We start from the raw sequence: 10,695 nt of genomic DNA on the forward strand, positions 1-10,695 counted from the left end.
AACGAATAGAGAAAGGTAAGCACCATGAGCGATGTCAAAAAGCCCTTGGGTATCACTGAAGTTGTTTTGCGCGATGCACATCAGTCCTTATTTGCTACGCGTATGCGGTTGGATGATATGTTGCCCATCGCCGCCAAACTGGACGAGATGGGTTACTGGTCATTGGAAACCTGGGGTGGTGCAACCTTCGATGCCTGTATTCGCTATTTGGGTGAAGATCCCTGGCACCGTATTCGCGAATTGAAAAAGGTCATGCCGCGCACGCCAATGCAAATGCTGCTGCGCGGTCAGAATATTCTTGGTTACCGTCATTATGCCGATGATGTGGTGAATAAATTTGTTGAGCGTGCTGCGCACAATGGCGTAGATGTCTTTCGCGTGTTTGATGCCATGAACGATATGCGCAATATCGAAACGGCACTGCAAGCAGTAAAAAAACACGGTAAGCACGCACAAGGTACTATTTCCTACACGCTGAGCCCGGTGCACAACATTGATTTGTGGGTAGAGCAGGGGAAGCGGATTGAAGAGATGGGCGCTGACTCCATCTGTATCAAAGACATGGCCGGTCTCTTGAAACCCTACGCCGGGTACGAATTGGTCAAGCGTTTGAAAGAAACCTGCCAGATTCCTGTACACCTTCACTGTCATGCTACTACCGGGTTGTCCACCTCAACAATTGTGAAGTGCGTTGAAGCAGGTGTTGATAATGTCGATACCTCTATCTCCTCCATGTCCATGACCTATGGTCACAGTCCTACCGAGTCGGTCGTTGCTATTCTGCAAGAAACCGCGCGTGATACTGGCCTGGATATCCAGAAGCTGGAAGATATTGCGGCTTATTTCCGTGAAGTCCGCAAGAAATACGCAAAATTTGAAGGTGCTCTGCGCGGTGTCGATTCGCGGATTCTGGTTGCTCAGGTGCCCGGCGGTATGTTGACCAACATGGAAAGCCAGTTGCGCGAGCAGAATGCGCAAGATCGCTTTGATGAAGTTCTGGCCGAAATTCCCCGTGTGCGTGAAGACCTCGGTTTTATTCCTCTGGTTACACCTACGTCCCAAATTGTGGGAACCCAGGCAGTACTGAACGTTCTGTGCGGCGAGCGGTACAAGAACATCAGTAAAGAAACCGAAGGTGTACTTAAAGGTGAATACGGGGCGACGCCCGCTCCGGTGAATGCGGAGTTGCAGCAACGAGTGCTCAATGGCGGGGCACCTGTCACCGGTCGTCCGGCTGACCTGCTGGAACCCGAGATGGAGAAGTTGACCCAAACACTTAAGGCATTGGCTGCCGAAAAAGGTATTACCCTCGCGCAAGGCGAAGCATTGGTTGATGATGTCCTGACTTACGCGCTTTTCCCTCAAGTCGGTTTGAAATTCCTCGAAAACCGTAATAATCCCGCTGCTTTTGAGCCTGTACCCGGCCAGGAAAGCACATCTGCTGTGGCAACCACGGAACAAGGCGAGGAAATCTATACCGTCTCCGTCGAAGGCCAAAGCTACACCGTTACTGTGTCGGCAGGCGGTGATATTACTGGTCTGGTACCACTGAATGGCGCTGCGGCGCCCGAAAGCCATGGTGATGTAACGGTGAGCGGTGGTGAGTCCATCGTGGCACCGCTGGGCGGCATTATTTGTAAGGTATTGGTCAAGCCCGGGCAAAAAGTCAAAGTGGGCGACACCCTGTGTGTACTCGAAGCCATGAAGATGGAAACGGAAATCAGTACCTTCAAGGCCGGTACGGTTGTCGCGGTGGATATTCAAGTGGGTGACAGTGTCGCGGTTGGCGATGTGTTGCTGACGATTGCCTGATTGCGGAGATAGGAAACGCTATGGAAAACTTTATCCGCCTGTGGCAAGACTCCGGCATCCATCACCTGCAATCCGGCCAGTTCGTCATGCTGCTGGTAGGCTTCCTGCTGTTATTTCTTGCTATTCGCAAGGGCTTTGAGCCGCTGTTGCTGGTACCTATTGGTTTCGGCTGTATTCTCTCCAATATCCCGGGCGCCGGTTTGTCCTTTACCGCATTCGAAAGTGCGCTCGCCTTTGGGCATACGGAGGTTTACCAGGCGCTCGCCCAGGCATTGGGTACGGCCCAGGATGTCACAGCAGCTGAGCTGGCTGAGCTATACAAGAACGCCACAACAGCCGTACAGGTGCAGACTCATCGGATTGCGGCGGACTATGGTTTCAGTGACGGCATGTTGTATGTCTTCTACAAGGTTGCCATAGCCAGTGGTGCCGCGCCCTTGATTATTTTTATGGGTGTTGGGGCAATGACGGATTTTGGTCCGCTGCTGGCAAACCCCAAGACGCTGTTTCTGGGCGCAGCAGCGCAATTCGGTATCTTTGCGACGGTGCTTGGTGCGGTGGGTTTATCCAGTCTGGGATGGATGGACTTTTCTATCGCCGATGCCGCCGCCATCGGTATTATCGGTGGTGCGGACGGCCCGACCGCTATTTATGTGGCCAGTATCCTGGCGCCGGATTTACTGGGCGCCATCGCTGTCGCCGCCTATTCCTATATGGCCTTGGTTCCTCTGATTCAGCCGCCCATCATGCGTGCATTGACCACTAAAGCTGATCGCCAGATCAAGATGCAGCAACTACGTGAAGTATCCAAGCGTGAGAAGATCCTGTTCCCGCTCGTCTTGCTGGTTCTGGTCGCTTTGTTCTTACCCAGCGCGGCGGCATTATTGGGTATGTTCTGTTTCGGCAACCTGCTGCGTGAATGTGGCGTGGTAACGCGCCTGAGTGAGACGGCCCAAAATGCGCTGATCAATATCACCACCATTTTCCTCGGGCTCGCGGTGGGATCAAAATTGGCGGCGGATAAATTTCTTGATCCCAAAACCCTGGGTATTCTCATTCTGGGGATGCTCGCCTTTGCCATAGGTACGGCTATGGGTGTGTTGGTGGCCAAATTTATGAACCTGTTGTCAAAAAACAAGATCAACCCGTTAATCGGTTCAGCAGGGGTCTCTGCCGTACCGATGGCGGCGCGGGTGTCCAACAAAGTCGGTTTGGAGACTGACCCCCACAATTATCTGTTGATGCATGCCATGGGGCCCAACGTAGCGGGCGTGATCGGCTCAGCCGTTGCGGCTGGTGTCATGATCTCTATGGTCTCCGCCATGGGCTGATGGCAGTAACGGTTTTGCGAAAGCTCTTTCCGTACACCGGGAAGAGCTTTTTTGTTTCTTCCCCCTTTATTTTGACTACTATGCTTACACCAGCATGGTGCTGAGGATTTACCTGTGGAAAATATGCCATTTGCGACATTGATCAATCATCCCCAATTGCTCAAAGCCTTGGAGAGCCTGGAGTTGGTTCAGGCCACGCCGGTGCAGGAAAAAACCATTCCGGCAATACTGGATAATAAAAACTTGCTGGTCAGCGCTAAAACCGGCAGCGGTAAAACCATCGCGTTTTTGTTGCCGGCACTGCAAAAAATATTGACTGCTGCACCATTAAATCCTGTCAGTACCCGAATCCTGATCCTGAGTCCTACGCGGGAGCTGGCACGACAAATTGTAAAAATAACCCAGCAATTGTGTCGCTTCACCAGCATTAAGGTCGCGATGGTCACCGGTGGTGACGAACTGAAATATCAAAAAGCCTTATTGCGCAAAAACCCTGAAATTTTGGTGGCGACACCGGGCCGCTTGGTGGAACACATTCGCCATAAATCGACGGATTTTTCCGGATTGGAAATCCTGGTTCTCGATGAAGCAGACCGCATGCTGGATATGGGATTAAGTGAAGACGTATTGGCAATTGCCGAGACCTGCTACCCACAACGCCAGAATTTATTATTCTCCGCAACGCTTGAGCAACGCGGACTGCGGCATTTGATCAAGCAGGTGATGCAGGAACAACCTGCCGAAGAGATTGCAATAGAGGATACCGATAACCGCATTCAGCAACAGATTGTTCTGGCCGATGACGACAAACACAAAGAAAAATTATTGCTTGCCTTGTTGGGCCGCTCGTCCTATGAAAAGGCGATTGTGTTTACCAATACAAAAATAAAAGCGGCTCAACTGGATGGTTTGTTGCGGTATAACAAATACAGCATCAGCGCACTTCACGGTGACATGACCCAGGATCAACGCAAGCGCTCGCTGGATATTTTTCGTCTGGGGCACACACGTATTTTGGTCGCTACCGATGTCGCCGCAAGAGGGTTGGATGTTGACGGGGTGGACCTGGTGATCAATATCGATATGGCTCAGAGCGGTGATGATTACACCCACCGTATCGGCCGTACCGGCCGCGCCGAAAAAAGTGGTCGCGCCGTCTCTCTGATAGCGGCAAACGAATGGAATCTTATGAGCAGTATCGAACGTTATTTAAAGGTAAGCTTCGAGCGCCTTACGTTACCGGGTTTGGTGGCCAGCTATACCGGACCCAAAAAAGTAAAAGCATCCGGCAAAGCCTCGGGCACCAAAAAGAAGAAACCGGTTGATACTAAAACACCGGTTGCCAATAAGGTTAAAGTGCGTGAGCGGGATAAAAAGAATGTGGGCAAACGCCGTGCACCCAGTGCCAATCCTGCAAGAACGGATGAGTCGGTAAGCCAGACCAAAACATTGGGTGACGGTTTTGCACCCTTGCGGCGCAAGCGCACCGATACCCACGATCTGGGTGACGAGGATTAAGTTCCCGCAATTTGTTTCTCGTCAAACATCTTTTATCAGGGCCATGATCGGCTGAAAATATTTTTGTATTGCGCATTGACCACTTTTAAATTTGGGCATAGTATCAAGTCAAGGTGGCTAAAAAGAATGCCCCTGAAAATCAACAGGTCGTTCAGATTTGTTGTGCTGGTGTCACAGGCTTGTCATGGTGAAGCTGTAGAAGTTATCCATGATAATCGGTGATTAACTCACTTATCGTTGAAAAAGGGGTGTGGGCGAAGACGCTGGAAAACACGTGTAGTTTGTGTAGAAGTTTGCGTAAAACAGAGCAGGCGTTTGTACCAGAAATTTTTGAAGAGTATTAACTATCAAGAGTTTTCTGAGTGAATCCGCCGAATGTTAACTTTGAACCTGAAGGGGATTTTAACCCATGGCGAAAAGATCTCACGCTAGACGCAATAACCATCATATGTTCACCGAAGACAATAGCTACCGAAGCTCGAAACACAAGTCATCACGAAAGCAGCGAGACGACGACAACATCGTCGAGATTAAATCCCGCTCCCAGCAAGTCGAAACCGCATACTCCCCCCCTCGCTCTCCCCAACCGCTCCGCGCCAAGAATCACGCCCAACAACAATACATCACCGCCATTCAGAATCACGCATTGACATTCGGCATCGGCCCAGCCGGTACCGGTAAAAGTTATTGCGCGGGTGCGCTGGCGGCAGAGGCATTGGAGTCCGGACGTATCGAACGGATTATCCTGACGCGGCCAGCGGTAGAATCGGGAGAAAACCTCGGCTTTTTGCCGGGCGATCTGGACCAGAAGTTCTCGGTTTATATCGATGCATTCCGCGATATTCTCAACGAACGCCTGGGCGCTGGCACCGTGGATTACTGCCTGCGCCATGGTCGCATCGTTGCCGCGCCGCTGGCATTTATGCGCGGCAAAACCTTCAACAGCAAAACCTTTGTGATTCTTGATGAAGCACAAAATACCAGCCTTGCGCAGATGAAGATGTTTCTGACGCGCATTGGGGAAGATTGCAAAGTGGTTATTAATGGCGACGTAAAGCAAAGTGATATTCGCGGTCCCAATGGCCTCGAAGATGCTGTGCGCCGCTTAAGCAATCTGCCCAGTGTTTATGTCCATGAGTTTGAGCGTGAAGATATTGTGCGCAGCGGTCTGGTGCGTGACATTATTGATCGCTACGAGTTGATGGATTGATGTAGCGTTCAACACGCGCTGCGGCTAACGCAGCGCGTTTCTCCCATCTCTCTTGTATTCCCACACATCAATGGGCATGCTGTGATTTTTCATCACGTCGATTTTTATTGCCCATGCTGTGTTTTATTTGCCCCCTGTGTCACGAGTCCCTGATTGAAAATCCGCAAGGTTTGCGTTGTTGCCGTGGACATCAGTTTGATCGTGCGCGCGAAGGTTACTTTCATTTATTGCCAGTCCACCATAAAAACTCCCGTCAGCCGGGTGATGCCAAGCTACAACTTCAGGCACGTCGCCGTTTTCTTACCGCCGGTTTTTTTTCGCCATTGGCTAATGCAATACAGCGTCATCTTCCGATGAGTACACAATGTGTTCTGGATATCGGTTGTGGTGAAGGCTACTTCACCAATCATATGGCCAGGGTGCTAAATAACGCTGCGCAGGTTTACGGTATTGATATAGCAAAAGAGGGCGTGCGACTCGCGGCCAAAGGCAGTCGTGCATTCTACGCCGTCGCTTCCAGTTATGCCTTGCCTATTGCGGATCACAGTATTGACGTTATCACGCGTGTTTATGCACCCAGCAAGGACAGCGAACTGGTGCGCGTGCTGAAGCCCGACGGGCGACTCATCATCGTCACGCCGGGGCAGGATCACCTGCTGGGGTTGCGTCAAACCCTTTATCAACACGTCCGCCCACATCCAGAACCGCAGGCACCTGACGGGTTTGTATTGGAGGAAAATCATCAGCTCAATTTTGAACTGGTTGTATCTGCCGGCGCCCTCACAGAAGCGCTGTTGCAGATGACGCCTTTTGCCTGGCGGTTAAAGGAGGAAGCCTCCAGGGAAATGGTTGCATCGGGTTGGCGGGATAAAGCGGATTTCACCGTGAGCCTTTATCGCCGGGCTTGAAACTTAACAAAAGCCCGCTTGCGCTCACCGCAAAAACGCGGCAGTCTAGCCGATGTTAAGGAGCCTCTGAAAAATGTTGGCGAGGTAGCCAGCGCAAGGCAAAAACAGGTGAAAAAGCGGAATTTACACGGAGTAAATGAGCATTTTGAACGGTCCGCCGCTGCGGCCTGTTTTTAACGCCGCGATGGCAACGCAGGTAATTTTTCAGGGTTCCGTAGGGTTCAGGGAAAAACAGGGAGGCTGTATGACAGCAATAGCAGACTACAACACCACGACCGGCCAATGGATGTTGGTGATCCATCGGGTTACGGCGACCAGCGCAGAAGTCTGGGTGGGCACATTATTTCCCACGTTGAAGATGCCTTTGCATGCGCAAGTGGAGCTGGTGTTGCCGGATGGTTCGACGCGCATCCACCCGATTGTAAAAGCGGATTGGCAACGTCCGTTTCGCAAGGTGAATCAACGTTTTTATGTACTCTGCCGCTTTGATGGTCTCCAGCCCGCAACCCGTTACCGAGTGATATTTTCCCGCCGTATCGAAGCGATTCCCTGTTTAATTGAAGAAGCCTGGCAACCCTTGCGCTCGGGTTGTTTTGACACCTTGCCCACCCGTATTCCTGAAAAAGGCTGTAAACCCTTTACCATTGGCCTTGGTAGCTGTTTCTACAATCATCGCGATGGCGGACAAGCGGCGGCGGCCTACCGCACGCTATACGAACGGGGGCCGGATGATGTTCGGCCGGATATCACCGTGCTGGCTGGCGATCAGGTGTATCTGGATATCGGATTTGATTCACTTTCCCTGCTCAATACGGAAATCCGCCAGCGGATCGCTGATGACTATGCGTTGCACTGGCAGGCGTTGGGCAGCATCTTTGGTTGCGGGGGCACCTGGATGCTGCCGGATGATCACGAGTACTGGAACGACTATCCTTTTTACGATGGTTTGATCCCTGCCTTGTTGGCGCTGAAGCTGGCGCGGGTGAGAAGCACCTGGACTGCCTCGGCGAGTGATGGTGTGAAGAACATTCAGCGCTCGCCGCTGGTAGAGACCTTTTCCATTGGTAATGACCTGTCACTTTGCTTCGCCGATCTACGCTCCCATCGCAGCAAGCATCAATTCATTTCCCAGGAAGGCTTTACGCAACTGGTGTCCTGGGCGCGGTCCTTGCAATCCCCCGGTGTGTTGGTGATTCCACAATTGCTGATTGATGAGGAAGATAAAACTGAGCGTAATCTGCTGAGCTTTTCCCGCCAATATCGCGAGCTGCTGCAGGCGTTGGCACATACCGGCAATGATATTGTCGTGCTCTCGGGTGATGTGCACTTCGGGCGGATAGCCCGGGTAAACCTGGGCAACAATGGCGGTCGCCTGATTGAGGTAGTCTCTTCGCCGATGTCTAACCTGACTGGCTTGAACGGCATCGCTACCGCTGAAGCAAAATCCAGCCCGGATTTTTTCCCTGACCCGCGCACCATTCGCATCCCGCAGTGGGTGCCAGCCAAGGTCACTTACGACAAGTCCTTTCAAGTGAAAAGCAAGCCGGGTTTTTTGTTGTCGGCCTATCCCAAAGCGCGCACCCGCGAACACTTTATGACCGTGAGTTTCAGCCGTTTAAGCACCGGCGAGATTGAGCTATCAGTCAATGCCTGGCGAATTCGCGAGCGTTGTAACCCGGATAACCTTCCCGCCAATGATTTTGAACAGCCTTTCAGGATAGTTCTGCGAAAGGTCTGATCCCGCCACGCCAATGGCGCCAAAGTAATATTGTGTAATTGCTTTGGCGCCAATTTCCTTATTCAATTCCAAGTCTGATGCGCAGGTAAATCGGTTAATTTGGTTTATCTGGTTATATCAGGTAGCGACGTAATGACAATTATTGTGAACCAGGTGGAATATAAGGTATCATCTCGCGCCAAATTGATGTAGATTTAAGCGACATGATTGTTTGTTGAGCAATTCCTCCAGGACGATTAATGACGGGTCGGACCCGAGCAACCTGATCGCCATTTTCCCCTACGCCCCTAGTTAAGCCTGATGCTTTATATAGCTCAGGCAGGACGCTGGCGTTTCCAGCAATATCAGTAACAACAGGAATAAGTGGATGAGCAACCTGCAAACCCGTGGCTATCGCAGACAATTTCTCCAGGTAGTATCGGTGGTCATGGCGGCCTTGACCGGTGCCGCTGTGCTGACAACAACGACGGTAGCCCACGCACAGGACACAACCACGATACGCGATGTGGCCCTGCAAGCGATCGAAACCAATCCCGAAGTACAAGCCAACTGGCATGCCTTCCGCGCCGCCGCCGAGGATGTCAGCGTGGCACGGGGTGGTTATCTGCCCTCCGTAGATCTGACAGCTGCCGCCGGTAAGGCAAGCCGTGATTACGACGGTCGCGGCAGTTATGACAGTGGCCAGGCTGGCATTTCATTAAGCCAGATGTTGTTTGATGGCTTTCGCACCAGCAGCCAGGTGAACCGTTTTGATAGTGCCCGCCTGGTGCGCTATTTCGAATTGCTGGACAGTGTGGAAACTATTGCGCTGGAAGCAGTTGCTGCCTATGAGGACGTCCAGCGTCAGCGTCAACTGGTGGTTCTGGCGCGCGATAACTACGCCAAACACCGCGATGTCCTGAGCCAGATCGAAGAGCGTGTTACCTCTGGCGTTGGTCGTCGGGTCGATCTGGAACAGGTAGCGGGGCGTCTGGCACTGGCAGAATCCAATCTGTTGACGGAAGCCTCCAATCTTCACGATGTGACGGCCCGTTACCTGCGCATCGTCGGTAAATTACCGGCGGCGGAATTGGCGCCTACGCAGCTGGAGGATCACTCGCTGCCGCCCAATGTGCAGGAGGCGTTAAATCTGGCTTATCAGGGTAATCCGGGTTTCCATGCAGCAATAAAAAATATCGCGGCTGCCCAGGCGGCGGTCAAGGTAGAGCGTGCGGGTTATTACCCGAAAGCCGAACTGCGGGCTCGTCAGAATATCGGCCGTAACACCAATGGATTTGATGACCGTTTTGATCCGGACCGCTATGGCGCAGAAAGCGCTATTGAGCTGGCCATTACCTACAACCTCTACAGCGGTGGTTCCAATCGCGCAGCGGTGCGCCGCTCGCTAGAGCAGGTCAATCAGGCGAAAGATCTGCGTGATCAGGCCTGTATCAACCTCCGTCAGACTACCCAGATTGCCTATAACGACTCCCGGCGAATCGCTGAGCAACTCATTTCCCTCGATCAACATCGGCGCTCCAGTGACAAGGTGCGTATCGCCTACAGCGAACAATTCAACATCGGCCAGCGCACCTTGCTCGATCTGCTGGACGCCGAGAATGAATATTTTCAGGCCAGCCGCGCCTACGTTAACGCCCTGAGTGACAACGCGCTGGCGCGCGCCCGCACCTTGGCGGCTATGGGTAAATTATTACCGGCGCTGGGTATTGTGCGCGACGGTTTGGAGATGTTTGAGCAGGTAGACGCTGATCCGGTCAAGGTAGACGCTGACTCGGCCTGTCCGACGGATGCGCCGGTGGCGATGAGCCGTGCTGACTTGATTACCGAGATGACGCCTATCAGCAATGATGCGCTCTTTGCCACCAGTCGCTCTGACTTAAGTCCCGGTGCCGCCCAGCGCCTGAATCAATTGCTGCAGCAAATCAAACAAACACCGAAGGTGGTGGAGATTCGTATTGAAGGCCATACGGACAACACCGGCAGCGACATGATCAACATCCCGCTATCCAGGGCGCGAGCGGAAACGGTGCGCAATTATCTGGTATTGAATGGTCTGGAGACTGCGAATATTCAGGTCGAAGGCTACGGGGCTTCCCGGCCGGTTGCCGATAACCTGACTGACATCGGGCGCACCAAAAACCGTCGCGTTGAAGTGACGGTCAGCCGCGAACCCTGATC

7 protein-coding genes are annotated in these 10,695 nt (G+C 52.4%); all 7 read left to right on the forward strand.

The features are described from left to right. The first annotated feature begins 24 nt into the window (after positions 1–24). The 7 genes from oadA (at position 25) to CBR65_RS01140 (ending at position 10,693) form a co-directional block, all read left to right on the forward strand. Positions 25–1,812 (forward strand): sodium-extruding oxaloacetate decarboxylase subunit alpha, encoded by a 1,788-nt coding sequence (gene oadA, locus CBR65_RS01110; protein WP_087465152.1) that lies wholly within the window; start codon positions 25–27, stop codon positions 1,810–1,812. A gap of 20 nt (positions 1,813–1,832) precedes the next feature. After that, positions 1,833–3,143 (forward strand): sodium ion-translocating decarboxylase subunit beta, encoded by a 1,311-nt coding sequence (locus tag CBR65_RS01115; protein WP_087465153.1) that lies wholly within the window; start codon positions 1,833–1,835, stop codon positions 3,141–3,143. Between the two features lie 123 nt (positions 3,144–3,266). Next, complete coding sequence (locus CBR65_RS01120; RefSeq protein ID WP_087468854.1) at positions 3,267–4,661, forward strand: DEAD/DEAH box helicase; 1,395 nt, start codon at positions 3,267–3,269, stop codon at positions 4,659–4,661. 409 nt (positions 4,662–5,070) lie between these two features. Continuing rightward, positions 5,071–5,871, forward strand: coding sequence for a PhoH family protein (locus CBR65_RS01125; protein WP_087465154.1), 801 nt, complete (start codon positions 5,071–5,073; stop codon positions 5,869–5,871). Between the two features lie 113 nt (positions 5,872–5,984). After that, on the forward strand, positions 5,985–6,779 hold the full coding sequence (locus tag CBR65_RS01130) for a putative RNA methyltransferase (RefSeq protein ID WP_087465155.1): 795 nt from the start codon (positions 5,985–5,987) through the stop codon (positions 6,777–6,779). Positions 6,780–7,023: 244 nt separating this feature from the next. After that, a complete protein-coding gene (locus tag CBR65_RS01135; RefSeq protein ID WP_087468855.1) occupies positions 7,024–8,517 on the forward strand; it encodes a hypothetical protein in 1,494 nt (497 codons plus the stop codon). A gap of 367 nt (positions 8,518–8,884) precedes the next feature. After that, positions 8,885–10,693 (forward strand): TolC family outer membrane protein, encoded by a 1,809-nt coding sequence (locus tag CBR65_RS01140; RefSeq protein WP_232461301.1) that lies wholly within the window; start codon positions 8,885–8,887, stop codon positions 10,691–10,693. The last annotated feature ends 2 nt before the right edge of the window (positions 10,694–10,695 follow it).

Origin of the sequence: Cellvibrio sp. PSBB006 (assembly GCF_002162135.1) — a bacterium.
Taxonomy (GTDB): Bacteria; Pseudomonadota; Gammaproteobacteria; order Pseudomonadales; family Cellvibrionaceae; genus Cellvibrio.